Raw genomic sequence first — 15,754 nt, 5'->3', positions numbered from 1 at the left:
CGCGGACGGTTGCGCCAGGCACCGACACCTCTGGAGGACCTTGTGACGAGCACGCCCACCGCCCGCCCCGTCGTCGACTTCTGGTTCGACCCGGCCTGTCCGTGGGCGTGGATGACGTCCCGCTGGATGGACGAGGTCTCCACGATCCGCGACGTGGACGTCCGCTGGCACGTCATGAGCCTGTCCGTGCTGAACGAGAAGAACGACGACCTGCCGCAGCGGTACCGCGACCTCATGGACGAGGCGTGGGGTCCCGTGCGCGTCATCGTCGCCGCCGCCCGCGACCACGGCGAGCAGGTCATCAAGCCGCTGTACGACGCCATGGGCACGCGTCGCCACCCCGGTGGGCGCACGGACACGGACGCGATCATCGCCGAGTCGCTCGCCGAGGTCGGCCTGCCGGCCGAGCTCGCCGCCGTCGCCGGCACCGACGAGGTCGACGCGCTCCTGCGTGAGTCGCACGCCGAGGGCATCGCGCTCGTCGGCGACGACGTCGGCACCCCGGTGGTCGCCATCGACGGCGTCGGCTTCTTCGGTCCGGTCATGACGCCGGCGCCCACCGGCGAGGCCGCCGGTCGCCTGTTCGACGGCCTGGCCCTCGTGACCAGCGTCCCCGGCTTCTACGAGCTCAAGCGCTCGCGGACCGCGGGCCCGTCGTTCTGAGCGCCGGAGCCGGCGACCGGCGCGTCGTCCTGGGCACCTGACCAGGCGAGTGGCCTGTCCGGATCGTCCCGTGTGATCCTGGTCGCCGACTCCGCCCGGAACCGGGCGGGTCGGTGACCCCCTCGGGGAGGAACGGAGCAGCATGACCTCGGCGCGCAACATCCGGCTCTTCGTCATCGTCGACGTGGTGCTCGTGGTGCTCCTCGCGATCGTCGCGATCGTGTACCTGAACAACCAGGGCTCCGGCACCGCCTCCGACGGCACGACCGCCTCGGCGAGCGCGGGCAGCACCCCGTCGTCGAGCTCGTCGTCGACCTCCACCGAGCCGGTCGCGTTCGCGCTGCCCAGCGGCAACATCGCGTGCACGATGTCCGTCGACGGCGTCACCTGCACCATCGCCAGCTACACCTACGCGCCCCCGGTGGTGCCGGGGTGCACGGAGGTGACGGGTCACGTGCTCGTGCTCAACGCGGACGGTTTCGCGTTCGACTGCGTGAGCGGCCCTGCTCCCGCCGTGGCGAGCGACGACGTGCCCGTGCTGGAGTACGGGCTGAGCACGAGCGTGGGCGACTACACCTGCCGCAGCGCGACCGACGGCGTGCAGTGCACGGACGGCTCGGGCACCGGGTTCCAGCTGGCGCGCGCCTCCTGGTCCGAGCTGCCCGCCTGACGGCGGACGCCCGGACCAGGCGCGGCGTTCCTCACCAGATGCGGACGCGGTCCTCGGGCGCGAGGTACAGGGCGTCGCCCGGCTGCACGTCGTAGGCCGCGTAGAACTCGTCGACGTTGCGGACCACGCCGTTGCAGCGGAACTCGTTCGGCGAGTGCGGGTCGGTCGCGATCCGGCGGATCATCTCCTCGTCGCGACCCTTCGCCTGCCACACCTGCGCCCAGCCCAGCAGCACCCGCTGCGCGCCGGTGAGGCCGTCGACCACGGGGGCGTCCTCGAGCGCGGTGCCCAGGGCGATCCGGTAGGCGCGGAAGGCGATGGACAGGCCGCCGAGGTCACCGATGTTCTCGCCGATGGTGAGCTCGCCGTTCACGTGGTGCGAGCCGTCGAGCTGGACGGGGGAGAACGCGGAGTACTGGTCGATGAGCGCCTTGGTGCGCGTCTCGAACTCCGCGCGGTCGTCGGCCGTCCACCAGTCCTCGAGGCGTCCGTCGCCGTCGTACTTGGAGCCCTGGTCGTCGAACCCGTGGCCGATCTCGTGGCCGATCACGGCACCGATCCCGCCGTAGTTGACGGCGTCGTCGGCGTCCGCGTCGAAGAACGGCGGCTGCAGGATCGCCGCCGGGAACACGATCTCGTTCATGCCCGGGTTGTAGTAGGCGTTGACCGTCTGCGGCGTCATGAACCACTCGTCGCGGTCGATAGGCTTGCCGATCTTCGCCAGCTCGCGGTCCTGCTCGAACGCGTAGGCGCGGCGCACGTTGCCCAGCAGGTCGTCCGCGGACACCTCGAGCGTCGAGTAGTCGCGCCAGCGGGCGGGGTACCCGATCTTCGGCGTGAACGCCTCGAGCTTGGCCAGCGCCTTCGCGCGCGTCTCCTCACCCATCCAGTCGAGCTGCGAGATGGACTCGCGGTAGGCGGCGACCAGGTTGGCGACGAGCCCTTCCATCCGGTCCTTGTGCGTGGGCGGGAAGTGCCGGTCGACGTAGACCTTGCCGACGGCCTCGCCGAGCACGCCCTGGACCAGCGAGACGCCGCGCTTCCAGCGGTCGCGCAGCTCCTGGGCCCCCGTGAGGGTCCGTCCGTAGAAGTCGAAGTTCGCCTCGACCAGCGCGTCGGTCAGGTACGGCGCCCGGTCGGAGATGACGTGGTAGCTGAGCCACGCCTTCCAGTCCGCCAGGGGCTCGCTGGCCCACAGGGCGGCGAACGCCTCCGCGAAGGAGGGCTCGCGCACGATGAGGTGGTCGAACGTCCCCGCGGGCGCGCCGAGCGCCAGCACCCAGGAGTGCCAGTCGAACCCGGGAGCACGCTCGGCGAGCTCGGTGAGCGTCAGCGCGTTGTAGGTGAGGTCGGCGTCCCGGTCCTTGACGACGTCCCAGTGACCGGCGGCCAGCTCGGTCTCCAGGGCCAGGACCCTACCGGCGAGCTCGTCGGCCTGGGCCTCGTCCGCGGCGGCGCCACCGAGGCGCAGCATGCGGGCGACGTGCGGGCGGTAGGCCGCGAGCACGGGGGCGTACTGCGGGTCGCGGTAGTAGGCCTCGTCGGGAAGGCCCAGGCCGCCCTGCACCAGGTGGACCGCGTAGCGCGTGGGCTCCTTGGAGTCGTTGTCGACGTAGAAGCCGACGGCGCCGCCCGCGCCCGTGCGCTGCAACGCGCCCAGCACCCCGGTGAGCTCGGCCTGCGTGGTCGCCGCCTCGACCAGACCGAGGTCCATGCGCAGCGGCGCGACCCCGGCAGCCTCGACGGTGTCGGTGTCCATGAAGGAGGCGTAGACGGCGCCGACCTTCGCCTCGACCGGGTCGGTGGACGTGCCGGCCGCGGCGGACGCGCCGGCGTCGGCGATGATGTCGCGGACCTGCTCCTCCGCCTGGTCGTGCAGGGCGCGGAACGCGCCGTCCATCGCCCGGTCGGCGGGGATCACGTGGGACGCGAGCCAGCGTCCGTTCACGTGGGCGTAGAGGTCGTCCTGCGGGCGGACGTCGGGGTCGAGTGCGGTCAGGTCGATGCCACTGCGCGTCATGCGCACAGCCTACGGACGCCGGGCGTCCGGGCCCGGCGGACCGAGCCGCTTACGCCGAGGGCTGACGGACCGCCTGCTGGACGGCCGACGCCGTGCCCGGGGCAGGGTGCGGCAGGATGGTCGCATGCGCATCCACGTCGCCTCCGACCACGCCGGCTACGAGCTGAAGGTCGCCCTCGTCGAGCACCTGCGCGCCGCGGGCCACGACGTCGTCGACCACGGTGCCGACACGTACGACGCGCTCGACGACTACCCGCCGTTCTGCTTCGCGGCGGGCGAGGCCGTCGTCGCCGACCCGGGGTCGCTCGGCGTCGTCATCGGCGGCTCGGGCAACGGCGAGCAGATCGCCGCCAACAAGGTGACCGGCGTGCGTGCCGCGCTCGCGTGGAACCTCACCACCGCGCAGCTGGGCCGCCAGCACAACGACGCGAACGTCGTCGCGATCGGGGCCCGGCAGCACTCCGTGGACGAGGCCCTGGAGCTGGTGGACGCGTTCGTGGCCGAGCCCTTCAGCCACGACCCGCGCCACCAGCGCCGGATCGACCTCCTGAGCGCGTACGAGGCCGCCCGCTAGGCACTCACCAGACGTAGGTGCACATCGGCGCCACGGGCCACAGGAACGCGGCCGCGGCCGACTGGAGCGCGCCAGGCGTCTCCTGCGACACCAGGCCCGCGCGGGCCTGCGCCGCGAGCGACCGGCCGCCCAGGTAGGCGGCACCGAGCTCCCGGACGTCGAGCCGCAGGTCGGCGTCGTCCTGCGTGCTCGTCACCTCCGCCGCGTACGTGCCGTCGTCCTGCCGGGCCCCGGTGGTCAGGCGCCAGCGGCCCGCGTTGCCGGTCAGGCGCGTGTCGGTGACGTCGAGGACGACGTCGACCGGCGCCGCGTACCGGCGGGCGGCGAGGGCGACGGGCAGGTCGAGGATCCGCACCCAGAGGTTGTCGTTGACCTTGGGCACCACCGCGCGCGGGTCCACCAGCAGGTGCAGGAGCGCGTCGTCGACGGGCAGCATGGGGCTCTCGACCGAGCCCATGAGGTCGAGGTCCAGGAGGAACGACCAGAGGCGGTGCGTCGCGGCCGCGTCGACGGCGACGGCCTCGCGGACCTTGACCGTCCCGGCGGGACCGCCCTCGGCCCAGCTCTCCTTGCGCCGGAACATCGCGTAGGCGCGGACGTCGCCGGCGCCGTCGTGCACCGTGACGATCCGCAGCGGCTCGGCCCCCTCGCGCCACGCCGGCGGGTCGACGAGCATGCGGGTGCGCCAGGCGTCGCTGTCCCGGGTGGTCCAGCCGGGCCGGCCGGCGCCCGCCGCGCGGTGCACCGTGTCGACCACCGCGCTGTGGCGGGCGACGTCGGCGGTGGCGAGCCGCACGGTCAGCTCCTCGCTGCCCGGGACGTCGCGCAGTGCGGCACGGCGGGCGAGCTTGAGCCGCACGTCGTCGGCCGCGGACCCGTAGCCGTAGCGGCCGTAGATCGCGTGCTCGGCGGCGAACAGGGCCGAGATCGGCTCGTCGCGCGCGAGCGACCGCGCGAAGTGCGAGTCGATCATCGCCGTGAGCAGACCGCGGCGGCGCTGGTCCGGCCGGGCCCCCACCCACGTGAGGCCCGAGCAGGCGACCGTGCCGCCCGGCACCGGCATCGCGTGCGCGTACGACGCGTGCACGGCCGCGAGCGCGCCGTCGGGATCCTCGACGGCCTGCGCCCGGTCCCACTCGAAGGTGATCGGCACGAGGGCGTCGGTCTCGGCGTTCGAGTCGAAGGCGAACGCCAGGCGGTCGACCTCGAGGTACTCGTCCTTGCGGCTCTCGGGCACGTCGACGAGGCGGTATCCGTCGGGAAGCGGGCTCATGGCTCCCATCGTGCGGTACGGACCGCTGTCTCGGCATCACCTTTACCGGTCGCACGGCGGTATCTCGCCGCCATGACCTGCGGATACGCTCGCGCTGTGGGGGTGACGGGGTGGGCGCCGGAGCGGGGGCTGTTCACGCGCGCCACCCAGGCCATGCGCCGCTGGAGCGGACGGTCCCAGGCCACGCTCGTCGCGGCCTTCGTCCTCGCGGCCGGCGTCCTCACGCTCGGCGTCCTGCGGGAGCCCGAGTGGGTGCCGCCGTCGGCGCTCCTGCTCCTCGTCGTGGTGGCGGTGTTCCTGCTGCGCCTTCGCCCGCTGGTCATCCTCGGTGCGGTCGTCCTGGCGTGCGCCTGGGGACTGTGGTGGTCGGGGGCGCCGACGGTCATCCCCGGCGTCCTGGTGGTGGTCACCGTGGCGGTGGTGGCGAGCGTGGCGTTCGCGCGCGAGCGGGAACGGCTCGGGCTGCAGGGTGCTCCCGGCGACCTCATGCTGGTCGACCTGCGGGACCGGCTCGCCGCGCACGGACGCGTGCCGCCCCTGCCCGCGGGCTGGTGGGTGGACTCCGAGATCCGCTCGGCCCACGCCGACGGCTTCTCCGGGGACTTCATGGTGGCGGGCACCCGGCCCGACGACGACGCGCTCGAGATCGTCCTCGTGGACGTGTCCGGGAAGGGCCTGGACGCGGGGGTGCGCTCGCTGCAGCTGTCCGGGGCGTTCGGTGGGCTGCTGGGGGCCATGCCGCGCGACGAGTTCCTCCGGGCCGCCAACCGGTACCTGCTCGCGCAGGCGTGGGACGAGGGCTTCGCGACGGCGATCCACGTGGCGATCGACCTGCGGACCGGTGACTTCTGGGTGTCGTCGGCCGGGCACCCCCCGGCGGTGCAGCTGCACGCGGGCTCGGGTCGGCTCGAGCTGATCGACACCGTCGGCAGCCCCGCGCTCGGCGTCGTCGCGGACGTCCGGTGCCACTCGCGCGCGGGACGCATGGAGCGGGGCGACGTCCTGCTGCTCTACACGGACGGGCTGGTCGAGGCGCGCGGGGGTGACCTCGACCAGGGCATCGACCGCCTGATGGGGGTGGCCGACCGCGTCCTGGCGCCCGGTCGCGGCTCCGCGGCGGCGGTGCTGGCCGGGGTGCGGGCCGGCGACGACGACGACCGTGCTGTCGTGCTGGTGCACCGCGACTGACGGTCGCGCGACTCAGGGCTGGATCGAGGCGACCAGCCAGTCGGCGTAGCCCTCACGCCCACCGCCGGCCTGCAGGTGGATGTCGTCGCTGAAGAACCACGCGCGGTTGGCGGTGCCGAGCGTGTTCCAGTCGAGCAGGTGCGCGTGGGGGTACTCCGGGGTGACCCTCGCGAGCAGCTCGTTGTTGTAGTCGGCCCAGGTGCGCGGGACGTGGACGTTGACCAGGTAGACGCGCCGGTCGCGGGTCAGCTCGAGCAGCTCCCGGAGGCTGGCCTCGTCGATGGGCCCGTTGGTCCCGCCGTGCACGATGACGGTGTGCCCGAGCGTCCCCGCCGCGACGCCGGCCCGGACGAGCTCGAGCATCGCGCCGAACTGCCGGGACTCCACCGCGTCCACGACGACCCCCCGCGCGGTGAGGTCCGCGGCCGCGCCGAGCATGACGGAGTCCCCGATGCTGGACACGGTGCCGACCTGCTCCGGCACGGGTGCCGCGGGTGCGGTCTGGACCGGGGTCGGAGTCGGGGTCGAGGACGCGGGTGCTCGCTGCGACGCCGTCGACGACACCGGCGCCGGCTGCCAGGACGCTGCCTCGGCGCCGACGCGGGGCACCTGCGCGAGCGCCGCGGTCGCGACGCCACCGACGACGACGAGCGCGACCGCCCCGGCGACGACGCGCAGCACGGACCGCGCGCGGTCCTCGTGCGGGCGACGCACGCGCGCGACCGCCCGGCCCAGCGCCCCGCGGCGGACGGGGAGCTCGACGAACCGGTAGGAGAGCTCGGCCAGGCTCAGCACGACGGTCAGCCGCAGGATGGTGACCAGCCAGGGCGAGAGGTCGACGTCCACACCCGGGCGGCTGAGCATCACGACCGGCCAGTGCCACAGGTAGATGCCGTACGACCGCTCACCGAGCCAGCGCCACGGCTGGCGCCCGAGCGCCCGGCCGAGCAGGCCGGCCGGGTCCGCGACCGCACCCACCAGCACCGCGGCCAGCAGCGAGAACGCCAGGAAGCCGCCGCGGTAGAGGCCGTCGCTGAACTCGTCCACCAGCACGAACGCGGCGACGACCCCGAGCAGCGCGAGCACCCCGAGCACGTCGGTGACCCCCGCCTCGAACCGGCGGACGGCCCGCCCGCGCTCGCGGACCCACGACCCGGCACGGTCCCAGGTGCGCCACGGCGTCCAGGCGGCGGCCATGGCGGCACCGACGAGCAGGCCCATCGAGTGCGTGTCGGTGCCGAAGTACACCCGGCTCGGGTCGTTGGGCACGGGGGCGGACGTCCGGATGGCCAGGACGGCCATCGCCACGGTGGACAGCAGGGCGAGGATGCCGGCGACCTGCCCGACGCGCGCCCGGCCGGCCCGCAGCGCCAGCACGACGACCAGCGGGAACACGAGGTAGAACTGCTCCTCGATGCCCAGCGACCACAGGTGCTGGAGCAGCGGTGGCCGGCTGACCATCTCGAAGTACGAGCGGTCGGCGTAGATCTGCCACCAGTTCGACCCGTAGGCGGCCGCCGCCGCGATGTCCCCGCGCAGCTCGGCCGCCTCGCCCGGCATCGCGACCGCGACCCCGGCCATCGCGACCAGCAGCAGGGCGAGCGCGGGCAGCAGGCGGCGGGCCCGGCGGACGTAGAACCGGCGGAACGAGAAGCCGCCGGTGCGTTCCACCTCGTCGAGCACGATCGTGGTGATGAGGTAGCCGGACAGGACGAAGAAGACGTCGACGCCCAGGAACCCGCCGCGCATCCACGGCGCGCCCAGGTGGTAGACGACGACCCCGGCGACGGCGATCGCGCGCACGCCGTCGAGCCCGCCGAGGTAGGGCATGCGCGCCGGGGTGGCGTCCGGCCGCGGCGACCGCTGCTCCGCGAGCGCGGGGCGCGGGGCGGTGACGGTCATGGATCTCCCGGGTCGGTGCACGTGCTCCGGGGGCGTGCGGGCGCTCCCGTGCGGCCAGGGTAGGTCGGGTCGACGGGCGATCCCGCGGGGGACACGCGGGCCGGTCAGACCTCGTCGGGAAACCAGATCGCGCGACGCAGCGCGACCCGCGTGCCGTCGGCGGACAGCGGGGTGCCCTCGTCGCCCAGGAGCGCCAGCGCGCGCGTCGTGTGCCGCGCGGGCGGCCTGCCCGCGGCGTTGACGACGCGCCACCACGGCACCCCTGAGCCGGCATGGCTCATGACCTGGCCGACCTGTCGCGGGCCGCCGCGCCGGACGCCGTCGCGGGCCTCCAGCAGGTCGCCGACGACCTCCGCGACCGTGCCGTACGTCATGGCGCGGCCCGGCGGGATCGCGGCCACGAGGTCGAGCACGGCCTCCGCGTAGTCGTCGTCCACGCCTGGTGTCAGCCGCTCAGCCCAGGGCGCGCTTGGAGCTGATGACGCCCGTGTCGAACCCGGCCAGGTGCAGGCCGCCGTGGAACCGCGCGTGCTCGATCTTCACGCACCGGTCCATCACGACCGTCAGCCCGGCGGCCTCGCCGCGCGTCGCCACCTCCTCGTGCCACGACCCGAGCTGCAGCCAGAGGGCCTTGGCCCCCACGGCGACCGTCTCGTCCAGCACCGTCGGCAGGTCGTCGTGGCGGCGAAACACGTCCACGAGGTCCGGGACGACCGGCAGCGACTCCAGCGACGGGTAGACCGGCCGGCCGAGGATCTCGTCGGCGCGCGGGTTGACGAAGTACACGTCGTACGGCGAGCTGGACAGCAGGTACGTCGCGACGAAGTAGCTGGCCCGGGACGGGTTGTTCGAGGCGCCGACGATCGCGATGGACTTCGTCGAGCGCAGCAGCGACAGGCGCTCGGGAGCGCTCGGTCCCTGCCAGGTGCGCGCGCTCATGCGGCGACCCCCGTCCGGGTGCGGCCGGTCGCGGCGGTCAGGGCCTGGTCGAGGTCCCAGAGGATGTCCTCGCCGTCCTCGAGCCCGACGCTGATCCGGACCAGGTCGGCGGGCACCCCGGCGGCGGCCAGCTGGTCGGCGTTCAGCTGCTGGTGGGTGGTGGAGCCGGGGTGGATGACGAGCGTGCGGGCGTCGCCGACGTTGGCCAGGTGGCTGGCCAGCTGCAGGTTCTCGATGAACGACCGGCCGATCGCGCGGCCGTCCTGCGCGTCCGTCGCCCGCAGACCGAAGGCGAACACGGCGCCCGGGCCGAGCGGCAGGTAGTGCGCGGCGCGCTCGTGGTGCGGGTGGCTGGGCAGGCCCGCCCAGTTCACGTAGCTGACGCGCGGGTCGGCCTCGAGCCACTCGGCGACCAGGCGCGCGTTCGCCAGGTGCGCGTCCAGGCGCTGGGGGAGCGTCTCGACGCCCTGCAGGAGGGTGAACGCGGACTGGGCGCTCAGCGCGGGACCGATGTCCCGCAGCTGCTCGGAGCGCAGCTTGGTGAGGAAGCCGTACTCGCCGAAGTTCTCCCACCAGCGCACCCCGCCGTAGGAGGCGACCGGCTCGGTCATCTGCGGGAACCGCCCGCTGCCCCAGTCGAACCGGCCCGACTCGACGACGATGCCGCCGAGCGTCGTGCCGTGCCCGCCCAGGAACTTGGTGACGGAGTGGATGACGATGTCCGCGCCGTGCTCGATGGGCCGCACCAGGTACGGCGTCGCGAGCGTCGCGTCGACGACGAACGGGATGCCCGCGGCGTGCGCGACCTCGGCCAGCCCGGCCAGGTCCGCGATCTCGCCGGACGGGTTCGCGATGACCTCGGCGTACAGCACCTTGGTCTCGGGGCGGATCGCGGCGGCGTAGTCGGCGGGGTCGGTGCCGGGGACGAACGTGGTGTCGACCCCGAACCGGCGCAGCGTCACGTCGAGCGCCGTGACCGTGCCGCCGTACAGCTGCGACGAGGCGACGATGTGGTCCCCGGCGCCGACCAGCGCGGCGAACGTGATGAACTCCGCCGACATGCCGGACGCCGTCGCCACCGCGCCGATGCCGCCCTCGAGGGACGCGATCCGCTCCTCGAGCGCCGCGACCGTCGGGTTGCCGATGCGCGAGTAGATGTTGCCGTACTTCTGCAGCGCGAACAGGTTGGCCGCGTCGGCGGTGTCCTGGAACACGAACGACGTCGTCTGGTAGATCGGCACCGCGCGCGCACCCGTGGTCGCGTCGGGGATCCCGCCGGCGTGCAGGGCCCGCGTGCGGAACCCGAAGCGGTGGTCGGGGCTGGTCATGCGGACTCCTCAGCCTGTCTGGTGCGGTCGGTCGGCAGCACGGTACGCCCTGCCGACACGAGAACCGCGACCTGCTCGACGGCCCACGGGTTCTGGAGAGAGGTGATGTCACCGAGCGGCGAACCGTCGGCGATCTGGGCGAGCAGGCGGCGCAGGATCTTGCCCGACCGCGTCTTGGGCAGGTCCGGCACGAGCAGGACGTGCCGCGGCTTGGCGACGGGTCCGATCTCGCGGGCGACCTGCGCGCGGAGCTCGTCGCGCAGGGCGTCCGTCGCGGCGAGCCACGCGTCGAGGTCGTCGACGGCACCCGGCGCCTGCGCGGGGACGACGAACGCGGCGACCGCCTGCCCGGTGACGTCGTCGTGCACGCCCGCGACGCCGGCCTCACCGACGGCCGGGTGCGCGACGAGCGCCGACTCCACCTCGATGGTCGACAGCCGGTGACCGGAGACGTTGACCACGTCGTCCAGGCGGCCGAGCAGCCACACGTACCTGTCGGCGTCGTACGAGGCGCCGTCGCCGGCCAGGAAGTAGCCACCGTGCTCGCCGTGACCGGCGAACCGCCGCCAGTACGCGTCGAGGTAGCGCCGGGGGTCGCCCCAGATGGTGCGGGCCATGCCGGGCCACGGCCGGTCGACCACGAGCAGGCCGCCCTCGCCGGGACCGACCTCGACGCCCGCGTCGTCGACGACCTTCGCCGAGATCCCCGGCAGCGGACGGGTGGCCGAGCCGGGCTTGAGGACGGTGCTGCCCGGCAGCGGCGCGATCATCGCGGCGCCCGTCTCCGACTGCCACCACGTGTCGACCACGGGCGCGCGGTCGGCCCCGAACGTCCGGCGGAACCACACCCACGCCTCCGGGTTGATCGCCTCGCCGACGGTTCCCAGCAGGCGGATGGTCGACAGGTCGTGCCCACCGGGGAGCTCGTCGCCGAACCACGTCATGAACGTCCGGATCAGGGTCGGGGCCGTGTAGTAGGTGGTCACGCCGTAGCGCTCGATGATCTCGAGGTGGCGCTCGCGGTGCGGGCTGTCGGGCGTGCCCTCGTAGATCACCTGGGTGAGCCCGTTGGCCAGCGGGCCGTAGATCTCGTACGTGTGCGCGGTGACCCACGCCAGGTCCGCGGTGCACCAGTGGACGTCGTCCGGCTTGGCGTCGAAGTGGGCCCAGTGCGCCCACGCGGCGTGCGTCAGGTAGCCGCCCGACGTGTGGACCAGGCCCTTGGGGCGCCCGGTGGTGCCCGAGGTGTAGATGATGAACAGCGGGTGCTCCGCGTCGAAGGCCTGCGCCTCGTGCACGTCCGGGGCGGTGTCGACGACGTCGTGCCACCAGACGTCGCGCCCGTCGGTCCACGGCACGTCCTGACCGGTCCGCCGCACGACGAGGACGTGCTCGACGTGGTCCAGGCCCGCGACCGCCTCGTCGGCGGTCGACTTCACCTCGACGGCCTCGCCGCGCCGGTACTGACCGTCGCTGGTGACCAAGAGCTTCGCGCCCGTGTCCTGCACGCGGAACCGGACCGCCTCGGCGGAGAACCCTCCGAACACGAGGGAGTGCACGGCCCCGATCCGCGCGATCGCGAGCGTCACGACCACCGTCTCGGCGAGCACCGGCAGGTACACGACGACGCGGTCGCCGGGACCGATGCCGAGAGCCGTGAGCGCGTGCGCCGCCCGGGACACCTCGCGCTGCAGGTCCGCGTACGTGAGGGTCCGGCGGTCGCCCGGCTCGCCCTCGACGTGCAGCGCGACCTTGTCGCCGCGGCCGGCGTCCACGTGCCGGTCCACGCAGTTCACGGCCACGTTGAGCCGCCCGCCGACGAACCACTGCGCCGCGGGCACCGTCAGGTCGCCGTGACCGTCGTCGACCGGGGGAGCCCACGTCAGGGCCGTGTGCCAGGGCGTCGCCCAGTCGAGCCGGCGGGCGGCGTCCTCCCAGAAGGCGATCGGGTCGGCCTCCGCGCGGTCGAACGCCCCCGGGCCGACGTTGGCGTCGAACCCCGCCGGCGGGTCGTAGGTGCGGGCCTCGGACTGCAGGGTGGAGATCGTGGAGCTCATGCCCATCTCTTCAGCAGGTACTTCTCGGCCAGCCCGATGAGGCTGTCGGTCAGCTTGCCCAGCAGGGCCAGCAGGATGATCGCCAGGATGATCCGGTCGACGCGTCCGTTGTTGCCCGAGTCCATGAGCAGGAAGCCCAGGCCCATGGACGAGGCGATGAGCTCGGCGGCGACGAGGAACAGCCACGACTGCGCGAGCGCCAGGCGCAGGCCGGACACCACGGACGGCAGGACCGCGGGCAGCTGGACGCTCGAGAACAGCCGCACGCCGCGCAGCCCGTACGCGCGGCCGACCTCCACGAGGTGCCGGTCGACGTGCCGCAGCGCGGACGCGACCGTCGTGTAGACGGGGAAGAACGCACCGATCGCGATCAGCGTGATCTTGGAGTCCTCGCCGATCTTCATCCACAGGATGAGCAGCGGGACCCACGCGAGGGACGGGACGGCGCGGATGGCGCCGAGCGTGGGGGCGAGCAGCGCGTCGCCCACGCGGGACAGGCCGACGACCGCGCCGAGCAGGAGGCCGATCGCGCTGCCGATGGCGAACCCGATGAGCACCCGCTGCGTGGAGATGGCCACGTACGGGCCGAGCAGGTTCCGCTCGGCCAGGTCGACGGCGGCGTTCCACACCGACGCCGGGCTGGGCAGCTGGTACGAGGCGACGATGCCGGCGCTCGTGACCCACTGCCAGAGCGCGAGGAGCAGCAGGGGCAGCAGGAGCCCGACCACGGCGCGCGTCGCCCGGCGGTCCAGCCCGCGACGGGACGACGCCGGGCGGGGAGTGCCGCCGTCGAACGGGGTGGACGCGCGGTGCGGACCGGCGTCCTGGTCGACCTTCGGGGTCGACGTACCCGTGACCGGGAGGGCACCGGTGACCGGTGCGGTGTCGGTGGCGGCGTCGGACATCTGCGCTCCTGCGAGGGGGTGCCGCCGCCCCCGGGGTGCTCCGGGGGCGGCGGCGCGGATCAGGACGGGTCGGCGTTCTCGGCGAAGGACGGCTCGAACAGCTCGTCCAGCGCCTTGTCGACGTCGCCCTGGGTGGGGACGTCACCGTTGGCCACGAAGATCGGGCCGACGACCTCGAGGACCTTGCGCTGCGCCTCGCCGGGCACCGGGTCGAGGTCCAGGGTGGTGCGCTCGGTGATGACGGTCTCGGCCACGGCCGGGTCGATCGCGGCGACCTCGGCGAGGATCGCGACGACCTCCTCGGGGTTCTCCTGCGCCCACGCGCGCGCCTTCTCGTAGGTGTCGACGACGAGCTGCGCCAGGTCGGGGCTCTTCCCGAGGAACGACTCGGTGGCGTTGAGGAACCCGTAGGTGTTGAAGTCCACGTTCCGGTACAGCAGCGTCGAGCCGGCGGTCGCCTCGCTGGCGGCCATCAGCGGGTCCAGCCCGGCCCACGCCGCGACCGAGCCGTTCTCCAGGGCGGCCTTGCCGTCGGCGTGCTGCAGGTTCTGCACCTCGACCTGGTCCAGCGGGACCCCGGCCTCCTCCAGGGACTGGAGCAGGAAGAAGTACGGGTCGGTGCCCTTGGTCGCGGCGACCGACTTCCCGGCCAGCTGGCTGACGTCGGTGATGTCGGAGCCCTGCGGCACGACGATCGCGGACCACTCCGGCTGCGAGTAGATGTCGATCGTCTTGATGGGCGACCCGTTGGACCGCGCCAGCAGCGCCGCCGACCCGGCGGTCGACCCGACGTCGACGGCACCGGCACGCAGGGCCTCGTTCGCCTTGTTCGACCCGGCGGACTGGATCCAGCTGACGGTGACGTCGTCGCCGAGGGTCTCCTCGAGCCAGCCCTGGTCCTTGATGACGAGGCTCAGCGGGTTGTACGTCGCGAAGTCGATGTTGAGCGTGTCGGCGCTCCACTCGACGGGCGCGTCGCCCGAGGCGGTGGTGTCGGGCTCGGCAGCGGCGGGAGGTGTGTCCTCGCCGGCGACGCAGCCGGTGAGCGCCAGGGCGGTCGCGAGGGCAACGGCTGTGGCGGACACGGCGGTGCGGATGCTCATCGTCTCTCCTGAGAGGGGGTGACCGGGGGGTCGTGGGTGGTACGGATCAGATGGATCAGATGGGTCAGATGGAGTGGTGCTTGTCCTGGTCGGCGGGGCTGACGTGGTGCGTCGGGACGCCGAGACCCTCGAGCAGCTCGGCACGCAGCCCGGCGAACGTCGAGTCGGCGCGGTCGCGGGGGCGGGTGCCGGGGACGTCGATCACGCGGGCGACGCTGCTCTGGTCGGGTTCGGGGGTGCGTAGCAGGACCACGCGGTCGGCCAGGTAGAGGGCCTCCTCGACGTCGTGCGTGACCAGCAGCACGGTGGTCGGCTCGGCGGCGTGCACCTCGAGCAGCAGCTCCTGCATGCGCAGCCGGGTGAGCGCGTCGAGCGCGCCGAACGGCTCGTCGAGCAGCAGCACCCCCGGGTTGCGCGCGAGCGCCCGGGCGAGCGACGCCCGCTGCGCCATGCCGCCGGACACCTGCCGGGGGCGCAGCCCGGCCGAGGCGGACAGGTCCACCAGCGCGAGGAGCTCGGCGACGCGGCGGGCCCCGTCGGCGCGGGACGTCCCCGCCGGCAGCCCGAGCGCGATGTTCTGCGTGAGCGTCCGCCACGGCAGCAGGCGGGGCTCCTGGAACGCGACCGCGGTGCGCGGGTCGGTGCCGCGCACGGGCGAGCCGTCGATGAGGATCGCGCCGTCGTCGGGCGTGTCCAGGCCGCTCACCTGCCGCAGGAGCGTGGACTTCCCGCACCCGGACGGGCCGACGAGCGCGACGATCTCGCCCGCGGCGAGCTCGAGGTCGACGCCCGCGAGAACCGTGCGGGGACCGGTGGGGGTCTCGAAGGTGCGACGGACGCCGCGCAGGGTCACCGGGTGGGCGACGTGCGCGGGGGCGTGCGTGCTGGTGAGGGACATGCGGGGGAGTCCTGGGGATCGGGCGCGGCCGATCGGGACGGGCGGGGAGCCGGTCAGCCGCGCGAGGGGCGGGGCACCGGCGGTCCCTGGTCGGTCCAGGGGCGGACGCTGGGCGGCGTCAGGAGCCGGTGCGGTGCTGCGGGGGACAGCACGCGGACCGACAACACATCAGCGAGGTCGGCTGCATGGTCATGGCGGTCCGTCCTCCCTCGCTCGTCGATTCTGGAGTGCCGA

At 73.6% G+C, this 15,754-nt stretch carries 14 protein-coding genes; 4 read left to right on the top strand and 10 right to left on the bottom strand.

Features of this window, described 5'->3' with window-relative positions:
* Positions 1 to 42 precede the first annotated feature (42 nt).
* Together CXY01_RS06900 and CXY01_RS06895 are read left to right on the top strand one after the other, a co-directional pair.
* Positions 43 to 663, top strand: a complete 621-nt coding sequence (locus CXY01_RS06900; protein WP_146926395.1) for a mycothiol-dependent nitroreductase Rv2466c family protein — start codon at positions 43 to 45, stop codon at positions 661 to 663.
* Positions 664 to 805: 142 nt separating this feature from the next.
* On the top strand, positions 806 to 1,333 hold the full coding sequence (locus CXY01_RS06895) for a hypothetical protein (RefSeq protein ID WP_146926393.1): 528 nt from the start codon (positions 806 to 808) through the stop codon (positions 1,331 to 1,333).
* Positions 1,334 to 1,364: 31 nt separating this feature from the next.
* Here the strand turns inward: CXY01_RS06895 and CXY01_RS06890 are convergent, their stop codons facing one another.
* Positions 1,365 to 3,353 (bottom strand): M13 family metallopeptidase, encoded by a 1,989-nt coding sequence (locus CXY01_RS06890; RefSeq protein ID WP_146926391.1) that lies wholly within the window; start codon positions 3,351 to 3,353, stop codon positions 1,365 to 1,367.
* A gap of 124 nt (positions 3,354 to 3,477) precedes the next feature.
* Here CXY01_RS06890 and CXY01_RS06885 point away from each other — a divergent pair, with 124 nt between their 5' ends.
* On the top strand, positions 3,478 to 3,927 hold the full coding sequence (locus CXY01_RS06885; protein WP_146926388.1) for a ribose-5-phosphate isomerase: 450 nt from the start codon (positions 3,478 to 3,480) through the stop codon (positions 3,925 to 3,927).
* Positions 3,928 to 3,931: 4 nt separating this feature from the next.
* Here CXY01_RS06885 and CXY01_RS06880 read toward each other — a convergent pair whose 3' ends face one another.
* Positions 3,932 to 5,200, bottom strand: coding sequence for a GNAT family N-acetyltransferase (locus CXY01_RS06880; RefSeq protein ID WP_146926386.1), 1,269 nt, complete (start codon positions 5,198 to 5,200; stop codon positions 3,932 to 3,934).
* A gap of 96 nt (positions 5,201 to 5,296) precedes the next feature.
* On the opposite strand from CXY01_RS06880, the gene CXY01_RS06875 reads away from it, so the two are divergent.
* The gene (locus CXY01_RS06875) at positions 5,297 to 6,388 is read left to right on the top strand and encodes a PP2C family protein-serine/threonine phosphatase (RefSeq protein WP_246125114.1); all 1,092 of its coding nucleotides are present in this window, start codon (positions 5,297 to 5,299) and stop codon (positions 6,386 to 6,388) included.
* A 12-nt stretch (positions 6,389 to 6,400) separates the two neighbouring features.
* On the opposite strand, the gene CXY01_RS06870 is transcribed toward CXY01_RS06875, so the two are convergent.
* From CXY01_RS06870 to CXY01_RS06835, 8 genes are all read right to left on the bottom strand, one after another.
* On the bottom strand, positions 6,401 to 8,290 hold the full coding sequence (locus CXY01_RS06870) for an acyltransferase family protein (RefSeq protein WP_146926382.1): 1,890 nt from the start codon (positions 8,288 to 8,290) through the stop codon (positions 6,401 to 6,403).
* 104 nt (positions 8,291 to 8,394) lie between these two features.
* Positions 8,395 to 8,727 carry an MGMT family protein gene (locus CXY01_RS06865; RefSeq protein WP_146926380.1) on the bottom strand — a complete coding sequence of 111 codons (333 nt, stop codon included), beginning with the start codon at positions 8,725 to 8,727 and terminating at the stop codon, positions 8,395 to 8,397.
* Between the two features lie 16 nt (positions 8,728 to 8,743).
* On the bottom strand, positions 8,744 to 9,229 hold the full coding sequence (locus CXY01_RS06860) for a CoA-binding protein (protein ID WP_146926377.1): 486 nt from the start codon (positions 9,227 to 9,229) through the stop codon (positions 8,744 to 8,746).
* A complete protein-coding gene (locus CXY01_RS06855; protein WP_146926376.1) occupies positions 9,226 to 10,557 on the bottom strand; it encodes an O-acetylhomoserine aminocarboxypropyltransferase/cysteine synthase family protein in 1,332 nt (443 codons plus the stop codon). Before CXY01_RS06855 ends, CXY01_RS06860 begins: the two co-directional genes overlap by 4 nt.
* A complete protein-coding gene (gene acs, locus CXY01_RS06850; RefSeq protein WP_371862754.1) occupies positions 10,554 to 12,614 on the bottom strand; it encodes an acetate--CoA ligase in 2,061 nt (686 codons plus the stop codon). The genes CXY01_RS06855 and acs overlap by 4 nt, the downstream gene beginning before the upstream one ends.
* Complete coding sequence (locus CXY01_RS06845; RefSeq protein WP_146926372.1) at positions 12,611 to 13,519, bottom strand: ABC transporter permease; 909 nt, start codon at positions 13,517 to 13,519, stop codon at positions 12,611 to 12,613. Before CXY01_RS06845 ends, acs begins: the two co-directional genes overlap by 4 nt.
* A gap of 59 nt (positions 13,520 to 13,578) precedes the next feature.
* Positions 13,579 to 14,622, bottom strand: coding sequence for an aliphatic sulfonate ABC transporter substrate-binding protein (locus CXY01_RS06840; RefSeq protein ID WP_146926370.1), 1,044 nt, complete (start codon positions 14,620 to 14,622; stop codon positions 13,579 to 13,581).
* A 64-nt stretch (positions 14,623 to 14,686) separates the two neighbouring features.
* Positions 14,687 to 15,520, bottom strand: a complete 834-nt coding sequence (locus tag CXY01_RS06835; protein WP_146926368.1) for an ABC transporter ATP-binding protein — start codon at positions 15,518 to 15,520, stop codon at positions 14,687 to 14,689.
* Positions 15,521 to 15,754: the final 234 nt, after the last annotated feature.

The sequence above is a fragment of the Cellulomonas xylanilytica genome, from assembly GCF_007989805.1.
GTDB classification, from domain to species: Bacteria; Actinomycetota; Actinomycetes; order Actinomycetales; family Cellulomonadaceae; genus Cellulomonas; species Cellulomonas xylanilytica.
The sequence above is the reverse complement of the archived record's forward strand: the minus strand, read 5'-3'. Positions and strand labels throughout refer to the sequence as shown.